The organism is Ruegeria sp. BF12 (assembly GCF_056538705.1).
Map to the genome: position 1 here is coordinate 102,332 of NZ_JBQFTP010000005.1, position 20,689 is coordinate 123,020.

Here is a 20,689-nt window from a genome sequence, read left to right on the forward strand (position 1 = left end):
CTCCCTCAGACAACCGAATACCCTCCGTCGACGGGCATACAGATGCCGGTGACAAAGGCCGCCGCGTCGGACGCCAAAAACAGAGCGGCGCCGACAATGTCTGCTGGCACACCCCAGCGCACCATCGGTGTTCGCGCCTCGATAGCGTCGACAAATTCGGGGTCCCGTCTGGCCCGGGCGGATTGCTCGGTAACGATGAAACCCGGTGCGATGGCGTTCACGCGGATGCCGTCCGACGCCCATGCAATCGCAAGGGATTTCGTCAATTGCTCGACACCAGCCTTGGATGACCCGTAAGCCGGGTTCCGCGGCGATCCGAAGCGGGCATACATTGATGCAATGTTGATCACCCGACCCCGGCGGGCCAGCAAGGCGGAATGCAGGGCCTGTGCACAACGCAGTGTCCCAACCAGGTTCACATCCAACACGTGGCTGAAGAACCCCGGCTCCATCTCTTCATCGCGTCGCGTTATCGCCGCGCAATTGACCAGCACGTCCAACTCATCCCGTTCGCGACCAAAAGCCTGCACGGCCTCAGTTTCAGTGACGTTGAGTTGCGTGTAGGGAAAACGCGTCGCGTCCTCGGGCAGACATTCGGGCTCGGCGCCCGTGATCTCGACATTGGCGCCGGCGTCCTTGAACGCGCGCGCGATGGCCGCACCGATACCGCCACGGCTTGCTCCGATCACGGTGACCCGCGCACCGGAGAAATCGAACTCTGCTGTGGCAGTCAAAGGTTCTCTCCGGTCGATGCGTTGCTTATTGCAGCGATCATTACTCTCCCCCATTTTGCGCGATCCGCGCATTGCAATCGATTACATTTTCGAAAATTCGACCTTTTCAACAAATGAAATCGATTACATAATCGGCAGCGTCAGGGATTCGAGTCAACTGGAATCTCACTTTGCAACCAAGGCTCATGATTCAAAAAACCGCAACAATCCAGGATGTCGCCCGTGTGGCCAAAGTCTCAACCGCCACGGTCAGCCGGGTCTTGTCCAACCCTGATCTGGTCAAAAAATCCACGAAAGACGCCGTTTTGCAGGCCATCCAGAGCACTGGTTACCGGGTCAATCAGGCGGCCAGAAACCTTAGGATGCAGCGGGCGAACGCAGTATTAGTTCTTGTTCCAAACTTGGGGAAACCGTTCTACTCGGGCATTCTTGCAGGCATCAGCGAAGCCTTTTCGAATACCGGATATGCCGTTCTGATCACCGATACAGAAAGCAATCCTATACATGATTCCGCGCTGGCTGGTTACTTTCTTGACGGTCGAATTGACGGAGCCATCTCACTTGACGGACAGCTTTCCGAGACGGTTCTCAGAGAATGCGTTCAAGCCGGTGCTGGCAATAAAATCGTGTTTCTGTGCGAGTGGGTAGAAGACCAGTCATTCCCGGTTATCAAGAGCGACAACGTCGAAGGCGCGCGGCTTGCAATCCGTCACCTACATGATCTTGGCCATCGGAAAATCGCGCATGTAACCGGCCCTGAGGGAAATGTTCTGACAACGGCACGACGTGAAGGGATGGTCGCGGAACGAACGCGTCTTGGACTGCCTGCCCCTACCGAATGGATAATCCGCGGTGATTTTTCGCTTGAATCCGGGTTCGAGGCCGCCTCACGCATTCTCGCCATGCAGGATAAGCCCACAGCGGTCTTTTGCTCGGCGGATATGGTTGCATTTGGTTTGATCGCTGGACTGCAGGCAGGCGGCATTCGCGTACCTGAGGACATGTCGGTTGTCGGATTCGACGACATTGAAATGTCGGAATACTACGTTCCGGCACTGACCACGATACGACAGGACAGGCACCTACTGGGGCAAAGAGCTGCCGAACTGCTGCTTGGCAGACTTTCCCGAGGCCGGTTTGCAAGTGAACCCGAAACACCGGTACCGGTCGAATTGATCGACCGCGCGAGCACTGCAGCCCCGAAACCCTGAGGAGGACAGTCTAGGGCGGCGCACCAAGTATCGATTGCTCCAGATCGACACTCACTCCTGTCATCGGGAAGGACGCGGGGCTAAGCAGAAAGACGGCGACCCGCGCCGCTTCCTCCGGTGTGATCAGGCGGCCAAGGGGCAGGCTGCGCCCCGCCCGCTCGGCCCAGTCCGGGTGCCCTCCCAACCTCTCGGTTTGCATTTCGTGCTCGGATTCCGTGTTCACCCAGCCTAGGTTGATGCCGTTCACCCGAATTCCGTCGCGCAGATGCGCATTGGCCGCATTCTTTGTCAGCGTCTGCAACGCACCTTTGGAGGCCGCGTAGATGGCCAGGTCCGGCGCGCCACAATGCGCATTCACGGACTGGATGTTCACGATCCCACCGCCTTCGCCACGGGCCTGCATGTCCCGGATTGCCGCGCTCATCAATAGAAATGGTGCGCGAGCATTGATGGAAAAAACCTGATCGAAGTCGCTGGCGGTACCATCCAGAAAACTGGCTCGGTTCGTTATTCCGGCCGCATTGACCAGCCCATCAATCCGGCCGAAAGCCGACTGCGCGACCGTTGCAACGTCGACGCATGCTTTGGCCTCAGACAAGTCTGCGACGGTGATCTCAACCCGAGCATGGTCCGACAGGTCGCGCGCAAGGCTTTCGAGACCAACCTGATCCCTGTCCGTCGCAAGAATACTCCGGACACCCTGCGCGGCGGCCTCTTGCGCAATCGCTCGACCGATACCCCGAGCCGCGCCCGTGACGATAAGGGCCATATGTTCAAGCCGAATTGTCACGCCGACACCCGACCGGCCGGAATGTTCTCTCGCAGGATGATCCTTGGATCGATTTGTTCAAGCGGCAATTGGACCGGACCAGACGCGATGGCACCGAGCAACCGGATGACGGCTTGTTCGCCGATCAGACGGGCGTTCTGGTCGATCACCGCATGGATCATGCCTTCGGCAAGCCACCGCCGCGTATCTTCGATCAGGTCATGCATCACGACATATGGCCAAGAGGTCTGGGGAATGGTTTCCAGGGCCTGCACGAGACCTTTCCGACCGGCACCGACGCAATAGACCCCAAGCAGATTGGGCTGTGACCGAAACAACCGGGTCAGTTCCTGATACAACCGCTCGCCATTCTCGCCGGTCTCAATCGACGGCAGGGCCTGCAGCGACGGATAGTAAGTTGACAGGCAGGTTCGAAATCCGGCCTCACGCTCGCTATGGCCATGATAGGAATGACTCCCGGAGAATACGGCAACGTCTCCGGCACGGCCCCCTGCAAACATCCCGAGAATTTGTGCGGCCGTACGCCCGGCAACCAAGTTGTCGACACCCACGTACCCCGATCTGGGCGTGGCCAACACGTCAGACGCAAGGGTAATCACGCGAATGCCGGCCTCGCAAACCCGACGCAGAGCGTCGCGGCTTCGCGGATCGTCCATAGCGACCACCCCGATCCCTTCGGTATCTGGCGGCAAATCATCCAAGGCCTCTTCGAGCGGGTCGGGTCCAATGCCTTTGAGGGCAACGATATTGCAGTCCTCGACCAACGGTTGCGTTTGGGCGAACTGGGCAATCTTGTCTGCAAGTTCTTGCAAGAACGCGTTTCCGCCGTACGGGATAAGAAAACTCAGACGCGCGGGCCGGGACGGCAGCGCAACAATGCCCTCGGACGGGAGGTAACCAAGCAGCCGTGCCGCCCGCATCACACGTTGCCGGTTGGCCGCGCTGACGCCTTTGCGCCCATTGAGGGCCCGGTCAACAGTAGCCGTCGAGACCCCTGCCCGTTTCGAAATATCAGCTATGGTCACGTGTGCCATGCGCAGTGTGTTCCCGATGATGCAAGTTTCCGCACGATTGTAGCGCGATCCGCGAGTTTAGTCCTGTTCATGGCACATCAGTTTACATCAGCTGAGTTGTACTGGCTTCAAAAGTAAACACTGAAACAAGGTCTTTTTTTTACAAAGAGGAAGTGTTGAACCAAATCTGATGTGATCTGATGGCAACCCAGCTTGAAGCAGGGACTCATCCCGTCGAAGCTGTTTCAACAGAAAGCAAGTCACTCACACGTCCAAGTACGGGGACTTGCACAGGAGCACTTCGACCAATGAACGACGCCGAACATAAATTGGCACCGCCCAAAGCAGACCGGGATTATTCTCTGACTGGTGCATCTGGGCGGCAAGCCCAAGAGATCGGGCTTGCCGCAGCCGAGTGGTATCACAGCGACGTACCGCGAAAGAGGATGAAGTCCCTGATGAAACGCCGTGATGCCCCCGCCCTGCGCGACACCGCATTGTGGATTGCGCTTCATATCATCTTCGCGACAGGCGCCATCTATTTCTGGGGAACATGGCTCTCGCTGCCGTTCTGGATGGCGTATGGGGTAATCTATGGCTCTGCCTGCGACAGCCGCTGGCACGAATGCGGACACGGGACGGCCTTTCGCACGCGCTGGATGAACGATGTCGTGTACCAAATCGCGTCCTTTCAGATCATGCGAAACCCGGTGAACTGGCGATGGAGTCACGCGCGCCACCACACCGACACGCTGATTGTCGGCCGCGATCCAGAGATCGCCTGGATGCACCCGATAAACCTTACGCTGAAGGCCCTTGCCTTTGTTGGCATCTATGAGACCTGGCTGTCGTTGCGCGGTCTGTTCCGCAACGCCTTGGGTCAGTTATCACCCGACGAAAAGGACTACATTCCCGAGACCGAGTGGCCCAGAGCCGTGTTTTGGGCTCGCGTTCATATGCTGATCTACGCCGCGGTATTGCTAAGCACAGTCTTGATGCTGGTGAACGGAATGGGTTGGAAATCGGCAATTCCGGTCCTTTTGATCGGCGCCCCCCGAGTTTACGGATGCTGGCATTTTGTAATGACAGGCTTGCTGCAACACGGCGGTTTGCCCGAAGACGTCATTGATCACCGCCTGAACTCGCGCACGTTGTACATGAACCCGGTCAGTCGCTGGCTTTACTGGAACATGAACTACCACATTGAACATCACATGTTCCCGATGGTCCCGTATTACGCGCTTCCGGCTTTGCACGAAGAGATCAAGGATGATCTGCCGGCACCCAACACGTCCATTTGGGATGGTTACAAGGAAATGTTGGGCGCTGTGATGCGGCAGCGAAAAGATCCCGGCTATGCGTTGAGGAAAAAGCTTCCGTCGACCGCAAGACCGTACAAGGAACACTTGCATTCGCATGTGCCGGATCGCCGCTCGAGTTGATCCGACCAATAAAGGAAAGGAGGCTGGAATGCCCTGGATCGATGCAATCGCTGTCGACGACGTTGACGAAGAAGACGTCCTTCGGTGGGATCACAATGGCCAGACCTTCGCCATAGTCCGCAGTCCGGAAGGTGCCTTCTTCTGCACAGACGGGCTGTGCACGCACGAAAAGGTGCATTTAGCTGATGGCTTGGTCATGGATCATGAGATCGAATGCCCACGGCATAACGGGCTTTTCGATTACCGGTCTGGTGAAGCGTTGCGCGCACCGGCCTGCGACAGCCTCGGAAGTTATCAGACAAAGTCAGAGGACGGGCGCGTTTTCGTTCTGATTCCTTGAGAAGCCTATCCTGCGCTGCCACAAATCTGTAACCTTGAAAGCGCGCTCTCGTTGACGGAAGGCCAGAAAACATGTTCCACCTGTCAGCAGACGGCATCCAACTGTCGTTCGACCCCCAAACCGGCCTGATCGAAAGCTTCACCGTCGCTGACGGCGACACAGAGATTTCTCCTATGCATCGGGCACCGTGGGTTGGAACGGACGAAGTCCTTCCCAAAGGTCTTGCACCGCACATGTATACACTCGGCGGAGATTTTTTCTGTGCCCCATTCGGGCAGGAAAAAGACGGCGCTCCGCTGCATGGTTGGCCGGCAAACGCGCCATGGTCTGTCACCAGCACCTCAACCGGCTACCTGTCCGCGCGGCTGGACCGTCGCGTGAACAACGCTGAGTTGGTCAAAGAGCTTTGGCTTTGCCCTGAGCACCCGTTTGTCTATCAGCGGCATACATTCAACGGCGGCAACGGACAAATCCCTGTCGCCAACCATGCAAACCTGTCTCTGCCGAACGGCGGCATCATTCGGACATCGCCCAAATCCGGTTGGCAGACCTCGCCGATGCCCCTAGAGAGCGATCCTGCCCGAGGCCGGTCAGGATTGATCTATCCAGCATCCAGCAGCGATCCGACGCGGTTCCCATCGATTGACGGAACCACGGACCTGACACGTTACCCCTGGTTTCCCAAGCACGAGGATTTCGTAGTCGGAATCGATGCCCCAGGATACCGACTAGGGTGGACCGCCGTGACCCGACCGGTCGAGGGCGACCTTTTTCTGTCGCTGAAGCAGTCTGCCTCACTACCCATGACGATGTTGTGGCATTCCAACGGAGGTCGAGATTATCCGCCCTGGTCCGGTCGCCATTTCGGATGCCTGGGCATCGAAGAAGGCGCGGCCGCGCATGTTCTGGGATCAAATCGCGATGCAGAACTCTCCGGTCCGGGTGCTCTGAACCTTTCGCTAGACGCCCCTTCCATCGTCACACATGCCATCGGCGCAATAACGTGGCCGACAGGGTCTGCCATTCAATCGCTAAGCCTGAACGGTGATTATCTTGAAATCGCCGGGGACTGCGGAAAGATCCGACGCATTCGATTTGACGCAATCTTCCTCAATCCGGAGTAATTGATTGACGGGTTCCGGATGTATCAACCCCACGGAACTGCGCCGCAGTTTATGGACAAGATGAAAACGCAGATGTGTCGAAAATGGTGTGAGTGGCGGTGCCGTCAGACGAATTCGAACTCGTCTCTGTTTGGCCAATGACGCTGTCCTTTAGGCCTTTGGTCACCACAGCGTTCAGCACCTCACCTTAATGGTCGACTGCCCGCCACAGGTGACCGAAAGGAAAATTTTTTGTTGCTTGCTTCAGGCCCTGACAAGGAGTTGGAGTTGAACTGATTGGCTGCGGTTCTGATGGTGTGCAAAGATGGACATCACCTGTGCATTCCTGTGCCTAACAGATTGAAATCATGGCACACAAATTACTGCGGAAAGGAGTAAGCTCATGCTTGATACTTACAATATCCGCACCGCAGACATGCCGAGTGAGATGCAGATCTTGCTCGACAAGTATCCTCGTGACAGCTGGGACGCTCACCCCGGCTTCAAGGAGAAAACGCGTCACTGGCTGGGTGCGCACCAGATGTTCCGGCGCCTTGCCGAACTGGTTCGGGCGGATGCAGAGGATTACCTGGAAAAGGACGTGTCGCCAGATGAGTACGCAGCGCGCCTGTCCTATTATGGCAACGCCCTCGTCGGGAATCTGCATGGACATCATGGGTGGGAAGATCGCAGCTACTTCCCCGAGCTTTCTGCCGCGGATTCCCGCTTTGATGCCGGGTTAGAAGTGTTGGAAAAGGACCACGCTGATCTGGATCTGGTGCTTGACCAATACACCCGGACGGCCAATCGTGTGATAAAGCTCATTCATCTGGACGAGTCTCAGGCCCGCTCGGAAGTGGGGGCATTGCGCGATACCTCTGAGGCCATCGAGGCCTTTCTACAACGCCACCTGAGCGATGAAGAGGAACTTGCCGTTCCGATCATCCTCCATCACCGCCTGAGAGGGTAAGGCCACCCGAATGACCGACCATTCTAAACAGGAAGATCAGTCAAACGCGGAAACTCGCCGCGCACGAGGAGAATTCGTGCGCGGCGTCAGCGGTTTTCGGCATTCGATTGGCGATCCGGATTTCCCGGCTGAACCAAACCGTTATCACTTGTTTGTCGCCTTGAACTGTCCTTGGTGCCATCGTGTAATTTTGGCACGCAATTTGTTGGGGTTGCAGGGTAGCATCTCGATGGACGTGGCCTTTCCAAACCGTACGGGCGAAGACCATCCTGACGGCCCCAATCACTGGCAGTTTGCGCCCGAACAAGTGGCATCGCTGACTGGCAATCCCTTATCGGAGTGTACGGCTGAAACCGGCACGGGTCAGGGCTTTAAACTGGTGCGGGAAATCTATCGGGCCGAAGGAGCGGACGAACGATCGGTGCCTGTACTCTACGACAAAAAGACGAACCGCATCGTTAACAACGAAAGCGCAGAGATCATTCGGATGCTCGACCAACACGCAGCGGAACTGGGTAGTTCGCGCAGCGTTTCTGAACAGCAAAAGTTGTACCCCGACGAGCCGGAGCTTCGGGGTGAAATCGACGAATTGAACGAGCTGATTTACATCAATATTAACAATGGCGCTTACAAAGCAGGTTTTTCTTCAGATCAGGCAATATATGCCAAAGCGTTCAAAAATTACTTTGAAGCACTGGCCCAGCTTGAAACGCGTCTTGCCAGTGATGAACGCCCATTTCTAGGGTCAGGACTGATCGCCAATAGATGACGAGAACTGCGAGGGCGATTGCTGCGAGGAAGACCTTCGGGCACCTGTCGTACCGGGCTGCCACGCGGCGCCAATCCTTGAGCCTGCCAAACATGATCTCGATCCGGTTGCGGCGTTTGTATCGGCGCTTGTCGTACTTCACCGTTGTCTTGCGCTGCTTCCGCCCGGGGATTTAAGCGCGTATCCCTTTGTCTTGTAGCGCTTCTCGGAACCAATCGGCATCGTATCCGCGATCTCCGAGTAGCCAATCGACATTCGGTATGCCGCTGAACAGAGCCCGAGCACCGATGTAGTCGGCGGTTATCAACAGGTTCAGCGTGCGTCCCTGACTGTCGCAGATGGCGTGCAGTTTGGTGTTCATGCCGCCCTTGGTTCGGCCAATCAGGCGTCCACGCCCCCCTTTTTGACGCCCATGCTGGTCGCTGTCCGGTGAGCCTTCAGACAGGTCGCGCGATCATCACAGTCTTCTGTTCGCCGTGCCCGGCGGCCAGGCCAGCCATCATTCGCGCGAAGATGCCCTTGTCGCTCCACCGTTTCCATCGATGGTACAGCGTCTTGTGCGGTCCATGGGCAGCAGGGGCATCCCGCCACCGCAAACCATTGCGATTGATGAAGATAATCCCGCTCACCACACGCCTGTCATCGACGCGCGGCTTGCCGTGGGGCTTCGGGAAGAAGGGCTCCAGACGCGCCATTTGCGCATCCGTAAGCCAGAAGAGATCAGACATGTTCACCGCTCGTTTTTGAACCGTGAATCACGCCGCAAAACGGAAATCAATGGGTCATGACGCTAGTTATTCGAAAGCCACTCGATCACCCGATCCACCTGACTTGAATCGTGGTTGTGACGCGCGACATAGAAATCCAATGGCGACAATAGGGTCTCGGGCAGCAAACGGACCAAGGTGCCGGCTTCAGTGAGGCCGGCCGTCAACCCCTCCCAACCCAGAACTGCACCCATCCCATCGCGCGCGGCCTGCAGAGCGATGACATAATTGTTTACGAAATGCGACATCCGCAACGGTCCGCAATAGCCCAGCGCTTCGGCCCACTGTTCCCAAGTGGTCCAATGGTTTTCCGCCCGGCGAAGTTGAATGAGGGGCACCGAAGCCAGATCGGACACCGAAAAAACCGGATGCTTACGGGCAAACTCCGGGCTGGCCAAAGCACTGATCCGGTCATTGAAAAGCCGCCTGCACTGAGCGCTTTCGCTGGACATATCACCGTAATGGATACTCAGATCACAGGTTCCTTCGTTTCGATCCGTGTCACTGACCACCTGCGAGACAGAGACATCAGGGTTTGACTTCCAGAACTCCGCAAGTCGGGGAGTCAACCAGAGAGAACTTACAGCAGTAGTGGAGTGGATCGTGACAGCACTACGGCTTTGGCGAGACTTCAACTGATCCATGGCCTGACTGACCTGATCCAACCCACCCTGAATGGCAACTAGCAGATACGCGCCCTTTTCTGTCAGCTCAACGCGACGGTGCAATCGTTGAAATAGGTTTCCACGCACCTCACGTTCAAGCGCTTTGATCTGGTGACTGATGGCGGCCGGGGTGACATTGAGTTCGGCCGCAGCACCCTTGAAACTTTCATGTCGTGCAGCCGCTTCAAAGCTGATCAGGGCGCGCATCGGCAGATGGGAATAGCCAGACACGGGTAAAATCCATTCAGTTGTGACGAGTTCAACAAGGATAAAAACCACAATCCCCGTCGAGATTCGGATTACTACACCTAATCCAAAGAAAATTTTATTGCAATTGAAAGGACGGCAATCCGGCAGTTTAACGACCATTAGTCTCGACAAGTCAGCACAGAATCGGAGAGTGTCCAATGAAGTCCCATGCAAAGGTAGTTGTCGTTGGCGGCGGATGTGTCGGAGCGTCCATTCTCTATGGGCTCACAGAGCACGGTTGCACCGATGCGGTGATGCTGGAACGCACACAGCTAACCGCCGGATCAACGTGGCACGCTGCGGGCTTGCTGGTGACCTTCGTGCGCTCACACAACGTCTCTAAGATGACATTGGAGACAATCCGCATTTATTCAGAAGTTGAGGAAAAACTGGGCACGTCAGTCGGACTGCGCAAAGTCGGGCAGCTGCGCGTGGCAAACACGCCGGAACGTTGGGACGAGTTTCAAAGCTACCTGTCGGTGGCAGAGGCCGCAGGTGTGCCTTGCAGGCTGCTGACACCAGAAGAAATTGCCGAAGTACACCCACTTCTCAATCAGAATGAAAACATTAAAGGCGGTATCCTGCACACCGAAGACGGCTATGTGAACCCTGCGGACATCACGCAAGCCATGGCAAAACTGGCGCGGGATGCGGGCGCGAAAGTGTATCAGAACACCGAGGCGCAAAGTTACAAGAAGCTGCCGAACGGACATTGGAAAGTGGTCACCAATCAAGGCGAGATCACCTGCGAGCATCTTGTTTTCGCCACCGGAAACTATGCTCGCGAAAACGCGCGCCGCGTGGGGCTGGACCTGCCTTGTATCCCGATCGTTCACCAGTACTGGACCACGGAAACAGTTCCTCAACTGATTGAACGCAAGAAGAAGGGCTTTCCGGAGTATCCCATTTTGCGGGACGAGGACTATGGTGCCTATCTGCGCGAAGACACGGGCGGTATTCAGTTCGGACCCTATGAATTCGAGAAAGACCTGAAGCTATTTGCCGAAGACCGCGTCCCCCCCCAGTTCGGCGCGGATTTGTTGCCCGAGGATTTCGACGCTGTTGAAACCCAATGGGAGCGTGCAATCGAGCGGGTACCAGTGCTGGGCGAAGTTGGCATCAAAGCCAATACCAGAGGCCCGTTTCAGATGACGCCGGATGAGTTACCCCTTGCAGGCCCAGCGCCGGGGCATGACAATCTCTGGCTGGCAGAAGGCATGCCCGGTGGCATCCTTTGGGGCGGCACTGTTGGCAATCAACTCGCCCAGTGGATCCTCGACGGCCAACCTGCGATTGATATGTCAGAACTCGATCCGCGCCGGTTTGGTGACTACGCCTCAAAGCGCTGGACCATGGACAAGGTCCGCGAGACATGGGGCACGCATATGGAAGCGCATATTCCGGGCGAAGACCGCTATTCCGCTCGGCCCATGCGCACGGTTGGCTCTTACGATCTTCTAACAGCTGAGGGCGCGGTCTGGACGATTTACAACGGTTACGAATTCCCCAAATGGTTTGCGCCTTCCCCCGAAGAGGCGATCCCTGTCCACAGTTTCCGCCAAACCTACGCCTGGGACCATGTGACAGAAGAGGTCCGAGCCACACGTGAAGAGGCGGGCTTTATCGAAATGTCGCCCATGACGAAATTTACCGTTAAGGGACCGGGCGCCGCCGCATGGCTTGATAGGTTGATGGCAAACAAGCTGCCTAAGGTCGGGCGGATGACGCTGTCTCTGATGCTGAACGCCAAAGGCGGTATGGACGCCGAATACACCATCGTACGGGATGCGGAGGACGAGTTTTATCTCGTCTCGACCCCGAACGGGCAGGTCTACAACTGGGATACTCTGAGCAAACAGTTGCCGCAGGACGGCTCTGTCGTCATGGAAGATATTTCCGAGCAGCTCGGCGTTGTTGCCCTTGCTGGTCCTAAATCCCGCGAAATACTGCAAAAGCTGACGGACAACGACCTGTCGAACGAAGGTTTCCCATGGCTTTCGGCGCAAATGGGTGAAGTGGGCTATGCCAAAGGCGTGCGGCTCTTGCGCGTCAGTTACACCGGCGAGCTTGGTTGGGAGTTGCACCATCCGGTGAATTACAACCGCCACATCGTAGACCAACTGCTTAAAGCGGGTGTCAAACCCTTCGGCGCACTGGCGCTCGAGTCCATGCGCCTGGACAAGTCCTATCGCGCGATCAATCGCGAGATTTGCAAGGACATGACACCTTTCGAGGCAGGCCTGGATCGCTTTGTAGCCTTCACTGAGAAGGTGCAGGGAGTTGAGCGCGAGCGCGAATTCATCGGTAAAGAGGCTTTGCTGAAGCAGAAATCTCAAGGCAACTACAACTCGCTTGTCACCATCAAGCTGCCGTTCTGCGATACATCGGTCATTGCCTATGAAGCTGTGTACAAGGATGGCCAGATTGTCGGCCGCGTGACTTCGGGCGGCTTCTCCTATCACTGCCAGCATGACATCGCGATGGCGCTGGTGCCGCAAGAGCTCATGGAGCCGGGCACCAAACTGCAGGTGAAGATTCACAATGAACTGCGCGATGGCGAGGTGATCGACATCTGCGCCTATGACCCGACCAGCGCCCGGGCGCGTGCATGAGCAGAGGACAGGCAATGAGCGAAGGACAGACAAAGTCGCGGCGCAGCAGCCGCTCCGGAGGACGGGCTGCGCGGGTATCGGCACGAACCAACCCCCCACCGGTGTATCTTTCCACCCTGCATAGGAAGGTTGGACCAATTGATCTGCTCGGCCCCGAGGGTGTTGAAGAAATACACAACGCAGCAATGACAATTCTGGAAACGACCGGGATCGAGTTTCGGGATCCGGTGGCGCTGGCAGACTGGAAACGCGCAGGTGCAGATGTCGAAAATCAGCGGGTGCGGATCGGCCGCGAGATGCTGATGGACCTGATTTCTTCCGTGCCCAAGGACTGGGATTATCACGCCCGCAATCCCGAACGTTCGGCCCGCGTCGGCGGGCGGGACACCGTCTTTGCCAATGCTTATGGTGCGCCTTTTGTCTATGGGCTCGACGGGGTTCGGCGGCCCTCGACGCTGGAGGACGCGCACAACTTCTTCAAACTGGCGCAGATGAGTCAGAGCATGCATGTCCCCGGTATTCTCCCGGCAGAGCCGCAAGATGTGCAGGTACCGCTGCGCCATTTGGATCTGGTGCACGCCGCACTGACGCTGACGGACAAACCCATCAAAGGCTCGGTCCTCTCCGAAACAGCTGCCCGCGAGACGATGGACATGCTGCGTATCGTCCATGGTGAGCAGTTTGTTGATGAAAATGTCGTCGTCGCGGCACTTTTGAACTGCAATACGCCACTGGTGTGGGACGATACGATGTTGCAAAGCCTGAGAGTCTATGCGCGCGCAAACCAGCCTTGCCTGTTGTCACCCTTTGTGCTCGCAGGCGCTTCGACCCCCGCCAGCCCCATAGGCGGCGTCGCCCTGCTGATTGCCGAAAGCCTCGCAGGTATGGCTTATTCGCAGATCATTCGCCGCGGCGCTCCGATGGTTTTGGGTGTGGCAATCATGGGCGTGTCGATGAAAACCGGCGCGCCAATGATGGGCTCGCCAGAGCCGGGGTTGATGAACCTGCTTGTTGGCCAGATGGCGCGATTCTATGGCGTACCCTGGCGTTCCTGCACGATGTGGTCCGGTTCCAAATCGCCCGACCTTCAGGCCGCATTCGACAGCGCAAATACCATGTGGCCTGTGCTGCTGGGCGGCTGCAACTTTGTGGTTCATTCTGCAGGCTTCGTCGAAGGCGCGCTTGGTGTCAGCTATTCAAAATGGATCCACGACAGCTACCAACTCGAAGGCTATCACCGTTTCTTCTCTGGTCTGAAAACAGAAAACCTGAACGACATCCTGGAGGATGTTTCTCGTATTGGTCCCGGTGGGCATTTCCTTGGCACGGATCATACGCGCGAAAACCCGATGGTGATGAACCCGCTGCAAAACAACGACAGCTTTGAACAATGGGAGCTGGAAGGAGCCAGGAACGCGGATGAAGTTGGCCGCGAAGCCGCACGCACCATGCTTGCCAACTATATTCAGCCTTCTATGCCTGATGACATTCGCGGCGCGCTTGATGAGTTTGTGGCAAACAGAAAGCAAGCGTACAACGAACGCATCAGCGCTTAGGAGGACCAAATGGAAACGACGGCAATCTCGCTTGATGAGGTCAGAGCCCTGGCCAAAGCCATACTGACCAATGCCGGCATGAATGACAGCGGCAGCGATGTTCTGGCAGAGCTGGTCTACAAATCCGAGCGCGACGGCCCCCGTAGCCATGGATTGCGGATGCTGCCCGTCTATGTACAAAGCTTCTCCTCGGGCTACGCGAACCCCGACGCCACTCCGTCCGTTACCGAAACAGCGCCCGGCGTTCTGCGCGGGGATGGCGATAACGGCTATTTCCAGATCGCCGCCGAACAGGCCCGCGAACAGCTGATCGCGATGGCACGCCAGAATGGTATCGCCGCCTTCGCTTGCGCCAACTGCCATCACCTTGGCGGCCTGCGCTTTGACACCGAACCACTGGCCGAGGCCGGGCTTGTGGCACTTGGCGTGGTCAATTCGCTGTCGATGGTTGTTCCACATGGCGGCACCAAGCCTGTCTTTGGCACAAATCCGATGTCCTTTGCGTGTCCACGCGATGGTAAAGCGCCCATTGTCTGGGATCAGGCGTCTTCAGTTGTCGCGCTGATGGACGTTCGCATGGCCGCTGCTGAAGGCCACGATTTGGGCGTGGATGGCGGCCTTGATCGTGACGGCAACCCCACCAATGATCCGAATGCGATCCTGGAGACCAAAAGCCTCCTGCCGTTTGGCGCCCACAAAGGCAGCGCCATAGCGTTGCTTGTTGAAATACTGGGCGCAGCTTTGGCCGGCGGGGCGCTTTCGGTCGACAACGAAGATCGTGAGGCCCACGGCGCGCTCAACATCAAGGGCGGCGCGACACTGATTGCGATTGATCCGACAAAGTTCGGCAACGCAGGTTTTAGTGACTATGTCACCCGTATCTGCGACGAGATCGAAGGCAATGGCAGCGCCCGTGTACCGGGCGACGGTCGTTTGGCCAAGCGTTCAGCATCTGGCACAGATGGCGTGGCCGTCAGCACCGAATTGCTTGAACAACTGCGTGATATGGCCGGGGCTGAATGAAGAAGATCATCGTAATCGGCGGCGGCGTTGTGGGGATTTCCGCTGCGCTGGCCCTGCAGGCGGATGGCCATCAGGTTACTGTCCTTGAGCCGGACAAGATTGGCCAGGGTGCAAGCTGGGCTTCTTGCGGTTGCATCGCCATTGGTGAGATTGTCCCGCTGTCACAGCCCGGCCTACTTTGGAAGGTCCCCGGGTTGCTGATGGACCCTGAGGCCCCCCTTGCATTGCGCCCCGCCTCAGCACTGCGCATGCTTCCCTGGTTCCTGCGTTTTGTTGCGAACGCCACCGATCCGAAAATGCGAGCCATTGCTGCCGATCTGGCGCAGGTGACTTTCCGGGCCACAGCTGATTTCAAAAGCCAGATGTCCGAATATGGCATCAAGGATATGCTCATCCAGCGACCAATCATAAAGCTTTTTGACAATGACGCTGACAAGGCAAGCATGGGCGCCGCCTTTGATCTGGCCCGCGATCTGGGCTGCACGATCGAGGACATTCCGGGCGCGGAAGCGCACGACATAGATCCTGCGATTGCACCGGATTTTCAATACGCCTCGGTGCTACGCGATTGGAGTTTCGTGGCAGACAGCGTCCGACTGGTGGGCGATCTGCATCAGGCCTTTCTGGCTCGAGGCGGCGAAGTGGTTGCGTCGGGAGCGTGTGGATTTGAACGGACGGATGGTCTGATTCAGTCGGTACGGCTGCAGAATGGTGATCTATTGGAGGCCGAGGAATTCGTACTTGCCGCTGGCATAGGGTCTAAGGCACTGGCTGCAGAAATGGGCGTAAAGCTCCCGATGGAAGGTCTGATGGGCTATTGGACCGGTCTTCCAGAGCCTGGTGTCGATCTGAAGCATACCGTCTTCTATCCTTCTGGCGGCTTTGGCATCACACCTCATGAGAACGCACTGGCCATCGCCGGCACTATCGAGTTCGCTAGTCTCTCGGCAAAGCCCAACTGGCGACGTGCTGACGTGTTGGTAGAGCGCGCGCGCCGAGTGCTGCCGGGGCTCAACACAGAAAACGGCGAAAGGCGTGCTGGCCGCCGTCCCTTCATGCCGGACACGCGGCCTGTTATCGGGCGGCCTCGCAGCCTCGGCAATGTCGTTTTCGCCACAGGTCACGGGCAACTCGGCCTGACGCTTGGCGCGACAACGGGCCGAATGGTGGCTGACATTATTGCAAACCGTAGCACCGATACCAACCTGACCCCTTACGGGCCTGATAGGTTTTGACACGCGGGGAACGCACCGTGAAATCAAGAGAGCCCGCTTAGGGCAACACACCCTACCAATGAATTTGGGCTGATCAGGGACAGTGTGCATTGGGTTTCCCAGCACTGCGTCATTTAGGGCTAAGATAGCGGAGCAGTGCCAGAAGCAGCCATGATAGGCTGACCGACGAGCAGACAACGGGGCTCGCCCTTTTTTTCGAATTCGCAAGCCAAACTTCGGGTGGGATTTGCCCTCGGTGCGCGAAACTCACCCCAATTGCACCAAACGAAACAGCATTGACATTAGTTTCATTTGCAACGATGATCGTTGCAAATGAAACGTTATGAGTCGCGTGAGCAATTCACTCTTGGAGAAAACGATGGCTAAGGCATTCGCATCTCAGGAAGATTTGACCGAAAAGACCATCAGCTTTACCGAAGTCGGCGACGGGCTTTGGGCCTTTACTGCTGAGGGGGACCCCAATTCCGGCGTGATCATCGGCGACGACAGCGTGATGATCGTCGAAGCGCAGGCGACGCCACGTCTGGCCAGCAAGGTGATCGAGAAAGTCCGTGAAGTAACCGACAAACCAATTACACATCTGGCACTGACCCACTATCACGCGGTCCGTGTCCTTGGCGCTTCGGCTTATGGTGCTGATCAGGTTCTCATGTCCGAAACAACTCGGGCGCAGGTTGTCGAGCGTGGTCAGGAAGATTGGGACAGTGAGTTTCAGCGTTTCCCCCGCCTGTTCGAAGGTCATGAGAGCATTCCCGGACTGACCTGGCCCACCACCACCTTCAAAGATCGCATGAGCGTTTACCTCGGCAGCCGGCGCGTGGATCTGATGCATCTTGGCCGTGCTCATACTGCCGGTGATATCGTTATTCACGTCCCGGACCAGAATGTCATGTTTACAGGTGACATCGTCGAATACCATTCGGCCTGCTACTGCGGCGACGGTCACTTCAAAGACTGGGGTGGCACACTCGACAATATCGCCGCTTTCGACGTTGACGCCATTGCACCCGGCCGAGGTGATGCGTTGGTCGGCAAAGACATGGTTGAAGCGGCAATCGAGTCCACCCGTGACTTCGTCGAAAGCACTTATCGCCCGGCCGCCCGCATCGCCGCCGGCGGCGGCAGCCTGAAAGATGCCTGGGACGCCGTACGCGCCGCGTGCGACCCGAAATTCGCGGACTACGCGATCTACGAACACTGTCTGCCGTTCAATGTTGCCCGCGCCTATGACGAGGCCTGCGGCATCGATACGCCGCGCATATGGACGGCGCAACGAGATCTGCAAATGTGGGAACAGCTGCAGGGCTGACCGTCTGAAGGGAGGGGATTATTCAATGTTCGATGACCGTTACACGCTGGCTTACAAGAGCTATCCGTACGAAAAGTCGCCGGATCAGGATCGCGACGCACCGGTGCGCCACCCGGTCGTGGTCATGGGGGGTGGTCCGATTGGTATCGCCACCGCGCTGGACCTGGGGCGCCAAGGCATTCCGGTACTGGTGCTGGACGATCACGAAGGCATCGGCATGGGTAGCCGCGCGATCTGCTTTGCAAAGCGCTGCCTGGAAGTGGCTGACCGTTATGGCTGCGGCGAGCCAATGCTGGACAAGGGCGTTGTTTGGAACCTCGGCAAGGTGTTTCACCGTGACGACAAGGTGTTCGAGTTCAACCTGCTGCCGGAAGACGGGCATAAATTTCCCGCCTTCATCAATCTTCAGCAACCCTATTTCGAGCAATACATGATCGACCGCCTGCGCGAGCTGCAGGCCGAAGGCGCCCCGATCCAATTGCGCGGCAAGAACCGGGTGGATACGGTTCAGGTGCACGACGATTATGTCGTTTTGACGGTGATGACACCGGACGGGCCGTACACGCTGGAAGCTGACTGGTTGATCGGTTGCGACGGTGCCAATTCGCCGCTGCGCCGGATGCTCGGCTTGGATTTCACCGGCCGCGTCTTTCAGGACAGTTTCCTGATCGCCGACATCAAGCTGAAGGGCAATCTGAATTTCCCCACCGAACGCTGGTTCTGGTTCGAGCCGACCCACGGCTCGGGCGCGTCGGCTCTGCTACACAAACAGCCTGACGATGTATGGCGGATCGACTTCCAGATCGGCTGGGATGTAGACCGAAAGGAAGAATTGAAAGAGGAAAACATCCGTCGACGTTTGGACGCGATGTTGGGGGACGTCGACTATGAGATGGTCTGGTCCTCGATCTACACCTTCCAGTGCAAACGCATGGACAGCTTCCGCTCGGGTCGGGTGATCTTTGCCGGTGATGCGGCGCATCAGGTCTCGCCCTTTGGCGCACGCGGCGCCAACTCCGGTATGCAGGACGTGGACAACCTGGGTTGGAAACTGGGGCTGGTACTGCAAGGAAAAGCGCCGGAAAGCCTGCTTGAGACATACAATACCGAACGCATCCATGGCGCGGACGAGAATATCCTGAATTCTACCCGCTCAACCGATTTCATCACCCCGAAGTCTGAGACCAGCCGGATTTTCCGCGATGCTGTTCTCAGCCTGAGCGGCGAGCATGAGTTCGCACGACCGATGGTGAATTCTGGCAGGCTTTCGGTTCCATGCGTGTACAGTGGATCGCGCCTCAATTCGGCCGATGCGCTGGCGGGTGGCCCAGAGCGGACACAGCCCGGTGCCCCCTGCCCCGACGCGCCGCTGGGCGACGAATTCCTGCTGTCGAAGCTGGGCGATGAATTCATCCTTCTGACGATCGATGCGGAGGCACCCGAAACTCTGGAGGAAGACGGCATCACGGCCCGCCGGTTGGCGCTTTCGACCCGAGACGACCCGACCGGTCAGTTGAAGAAACGCTATCTCGGCGAAGCCAATTCAGCAGTCTACCTGATCCGGCCGGACCAACACGTTGCGGCTCGCCGGGATAACTTCAATGAACATTTGATGCGCACTGCCCTGCGCCGCGCTACCGGGAAGGAGGCAAGCCAATGAGCGATCTGATCCTGACGTCGAACATCGACGGGACCGACGACTTTTACGCCGACCTGCTGGCAACCCATGAAGGCAAGACCAAGGCCGAGAGCGACGCCGTTAATGCGCGGCTGATCCTGATCCTGGCTAACCATATCGGTGACCGCGAGGTTCTGAGCCAGGCGCTCAAAGCTGCAGACATCACGTAAATCCAAGGGAGGACACTATGAAACTCAAGCTGAAGGGCAACGCCCTGCTTTTCGCGGGTATAGCAACCGCTGCCATGACCATTGCCACGACTGCCGCGGCAGAAACCAAGCTGGCGCTTTCAAGCTGGCTGCCACCGCGCCACCCAATCGTGGTGAATGCGATCAAACCCTGGGCCAAGCAGGTGGAAGACGTCACCGATGGTCGTGTGACGGTGCGTGTTCTGGCAAAGCCGATGGGCCCGCCCCCGGCGCATTACGACATGGCTGCCGAAGGGATTGCTGACATTACCTATGGCTTGCATTCCTTTACCACCGATGACCGTTTCACTCGCTCGCGGATCGGCCAGTTCTCTTTCATCGGGGACGATGCCGTTGCTGGTTCCAAGGCGTTCTGGAATGTTTATTCCGGTCCATTGGAAGCACAGAAAGAACATGAGGGCACCAAACTTCTCGGGCTTTTTGTGCACGGCCCCGGCATGCTGCACAACAATGTCCGCAAAATCGAGACGACGGATGACTTTTCCGGTCTGAAAATCCGTGTGCCTGGCGGATACATCTCGGACCTGATGTCAGGTCTGGGCTCCACGACACTCTTCATGTCCTCGGGTGAAGTTTACGAAAAACTGTCCCGCGGTGTGATCGACGGCGTGACCTTCCCGTTCGACGCCCTTGCCGCCTTCAAGCTGACCGGGGACGTCAAGTACACTATGAAAGTACCCGGTGGTATCTACAATACAACCTGGTTCATGGTCATGAACGAGGCAAAGTGGAATGAGATCTCTGAGGAAGATCAGGCGGCTATCGAAGCGATTTCCGGCGAAGCCTTTGCCGAGTTGGTCGGTCAGGCTTGGATCGGTGCCGACGAGAAAGGCAATGCCGAAGCTGAAAAGGCCGGGATCGAGATCTACGAAGCGCCAGCTGAAGTGGTTGATGCGATCAAGTCCCAGGCAGCAGATGCCGAGATAGCGTGGTCCGAAGCCATCTCGGCTGACGGCTACGACGGGGCAGCCGCTCTGGAAGAGATGCGCAAACAAGCTGGTGTGGACTTCTGAT

Annotated in this window: 18 protein-coding genes and 1 pseudogene; 14 read left to right on the plus strand and 5 right to left on the minus strand. The window is 57.3% G+C overall.

Annotated elements, in window-relative coordinates; all coding sequences use genetic code 11:
- Nucleotides 1-5: 5 nt before the first annotated feature.
- Entirely contained in the window at nucleotides 6-734 is a 729-nt protein-coding gene (locus ACR0J0_RS10240; protein WP_480663579.1) for an SDR family NAD(P)-dependent oxidoreductase, read from the minus strand.
- Between the two features lie 185 nt (nucleotides 735-919).
- On the opposite strand from ACR0J0_RS10240, the gene ACR0J0_RS10245 reads away from it, so the two are divergent.
- Nucleotides 920-1,945, plus strand: a complete 1,026-nt coding sequence (locus ACR0J0_RS10245; protein WP_480663581.1) for a LacI family DNA-binding transcriptional regulator — start codon at nucleotides 920-922, stop codon at nucleotides 1,943-1,945.
- Nucleotides 1,946-1,955: 10 nt separating this feature from the next.
- Here the strand turns inward: ACR0J0_RS10245 and ACR0J0_RS10250 are convergent, their stop codons facing one another.
- On the minus strand, nucleotides 1,956-2,735 hold the full coding sequence (locus ACR0J0_RS10250; RefSeq protein ID WP_480663583.1) for an SDR family oxidoreductase: 780 nt from the start codon (nucleotides 2,733-2,735) through the stop codon (nucleotides 1,956-1,958).
- On the minus strand, nucleotides 2,732-3,769 hold the full coding sequence (locus ACR0J0_RS10255) for a LacI family DNA-binding transcriptional regulator (RefSeq protein WP_480663585.1): 1,038 nt from the start codon (nucleotides 3,767-3,769) through the stop codon (nucleotides 2,732-2,734). The genes ACR0J0_RS10250 and ACR0J0_RS10255 overlap by 4 nt, the downstream gene beginning before the upstream one ends.
- 287 nt (nucleotides 3,770-4,056) lie before the next feature.
- Here ACR0J0_RS10255 and ACR0J0_RS10260 point away from each other — a divergent pair, with 287 nt between their 5' ends.
- The 5 genes from ACR0J0_RS10260 to ACR0J0_RS10280 all read left to right on the plus strand — a co-directional run bounded on the left by ACR0J0_RS10260 (nucleotide 4,057) and on the right by ACR0J0_RS10280 (nucleotide 8,372).
- The gene (locus tag ACR0J0_RS10260) at nucleotides 4,057-5,190 is read left to right on the plus strand and encodes a fatty acid desaturase family protein (RefSeq protein ID WP_480663587.1); all 1,134 of its coding nucleotides are present in this window, start codon (nucleotides 4,057-4,059) and stop codon (nucleotides 5,188-5,190) included.
- Nucleotides 5,191-5,218: 28 nt separating this feature from the next.
- Entirely contained in the window at nucleotides 5,219-5,530 is a 312-nt protein-coding gene (locus ACR0J0_RS10265) for a MocE family 2Fe-2S type ferredoxin (protein ID WP_480663589.1), read from the plus strand.
- A gap of 71 nt (nucleotides 5,531-5,601) precedes the next feature.
- Nucleotides 5,602-6,654, plus strand: a complete 1,053-nt coding sequence (locus tag ACR0J0_RS10270; RefSeq protein WP_480663590.1) for a hypothetical protein — start codon at nucleotides 5,602-5,604, stop codon at nucleotides 6,652-6,654.
- Between the two features lie 382 nt (nucleotides 6,655-7,036).
- Entirely contained in the window at nucleotides 7,037-7,603 is a 567-nt protein-coding gene (locus tag ACR0J0_RS10275; RefSeq protein WP_480663591.1) for a hemerythrin domain-containing protein, read from the plus strand.
- Nucleotides 7,604-7,613: 10 nt separating this feature from the next.
- Complete coding sequence (locus ACR0J0_RS10280; protein ID WP_480663593.1) at nucleotides 7,614-8,372, plus strand: glutathione S-transferase family protein; 759 nt, start codon at nucleotides 7,614-7,616, stop codon at nucleotides 8,370-8,372.
- Here ACR0J0_RS10280 and ACR0J0_RS10285 read toward each other — a convergent pair.
- Both ACR0J0_RS10285 and ACR0J0_RS10290 read right to left on the minus strand, forming a co-directional pair.
- A pseudogene (locus ACR0J0_RS10285) lies at nucleotides 8,362-9,100 on the minus strand (IS5 family transposase); the annotation flags it as partial. The gene ACR0J0_RS10280 and the pseudogene ACR0J0_RS10285 sit on opposite strands and share 11 nt — an antisense overlap.
- 62 nt (nucleotides 9,101-9,162) lie before the next feature.
- Nucleotides 9,163-10,035, minus strand: a complete 873-nt coding sequence (locus ACR0J0_RS10290) for a LysR substrate-binding domain-containing protein (RefSeq protein WP_480663595.1) — start codon at nucleotides 10,033-10,035, stop codon at nucleotides 9,163-9,165.
- Nucleotides 10,036-10,211: 176 nt separating this feature from the next.
- Between ACR0J0_RS10290 and ACR0J0_RS10295 the strand changes: the two genes are divergently transcribed.
- From ACR0J0_RS10295 to ACR0J0_RS10330, 8 genes are all read left to right on the plus strand, one after another.
- Nucleotides 10,212-12,665, plus strand: a complete 2,454-nt coding sequence (locus tag ACR0J0_RS10295) for a GcvT family protein (protein WP_480663597.1) — start codon at nucleotides 10,212-10,214, stop codon at nucleotides 12,663-12,665.
- A 14-nt stretch (nucleotides 12,666-12,679) separates the two neighbouring features.
- Nucleotides 12,680-14,221 (plus strand): trimethylamine methyltransferase family protein, encoded by a 1,542-nt coding sequence (locus ACR0J0_RS10300; protein ID WP_480663599.1) that lies wholly within the window; start codon nucleotides 12,680-12,682, stop codon nucleotides 14,219-14,221.
- Nucleotides 14,222-14,230: 9 nt separating this feature from the next.
- Nucleotides 14,231-15,244: an Ldh family oxidoreductase gene (locus ACR0J0_RS10305; RefSeq protein ID WP_480663601.1), complete on the plus strand. Its 1,014-nt coding sequence runs from the start codon at nucleotides 14,231-14,233 to the stop codon at nucleotides 15,242-15,244.
- Nucleotides 15,241-16,479: an NAD(P)/FAD-dependent oxidoreductase gene (locus ACR0J0_RS10310; protein ID WP_480663603.1), complete on the plus strand. Its 1,239-nt coding sequence runs from the start codon at nucleotides 15,241-15,243 to the stop codon at nucleotides 16,477-16,479. Before ACR0J0_RS10305 ends, ACR0J0_RS10310 begins: the two co-directional genes overlap by 4 nt.
- Nucleotides 16,480-16,837: 358 nt before the next feature.
- Nucleotides 16,838-17,788 carry an MBL fold metallo-hydrolase gene (locus ACR0J0_RS10315; protein ID WP_480663605.1) on the plus strand — a complete coding sequence of 317 codons (951 nt, stop codon included), beginning with the start codon at nucleotides 16,838-16,840 and terminating at the stop codon, nucleotides 17,786-17,788.
- A 25-nt stretch (nucleotides 17,789-17,813) separates the two neighbouring features.
- A complete protein-coding gene (locus ACR0J0_RS10320) occupies nucleotides 17,814-19,448 on the plus strand; it encodes an FAD-dependent oxidoreductase (protein ID WP_480663607.1) in 1,635 nt (544 codons plus the stop codon).
- A complete protein-coding gene (locus ACR0J0_RS10325; RefSeq protein WP_480663609.1) occupies nucleotides 19,445-19,636 on the plus strand; it encodes a DUF2783 domain-containing protein in 192 nt (63 codons plus the stop codon). Before ACR0J0_RS10320 ends, ACR0J0_RS10325 begins: the two co-directional genes overlap by 4 nt.
- A 17-nt stretch (nucleotides 19,637-19,653) precedes the next feature.
- Nucleotides 19,654-20,688, plus strand: coding sequence for a TRAP transporter substrate-binding protein (locus ACR0J0_RS10330; protein WP_480663611.1), 1,035 nt, complete (start codon nucleotides 19,654-19,656; stop codon nucleotides 20,686-20,688).
- Nucleotide 20,689: the final 1 nt, after the last annotated feature.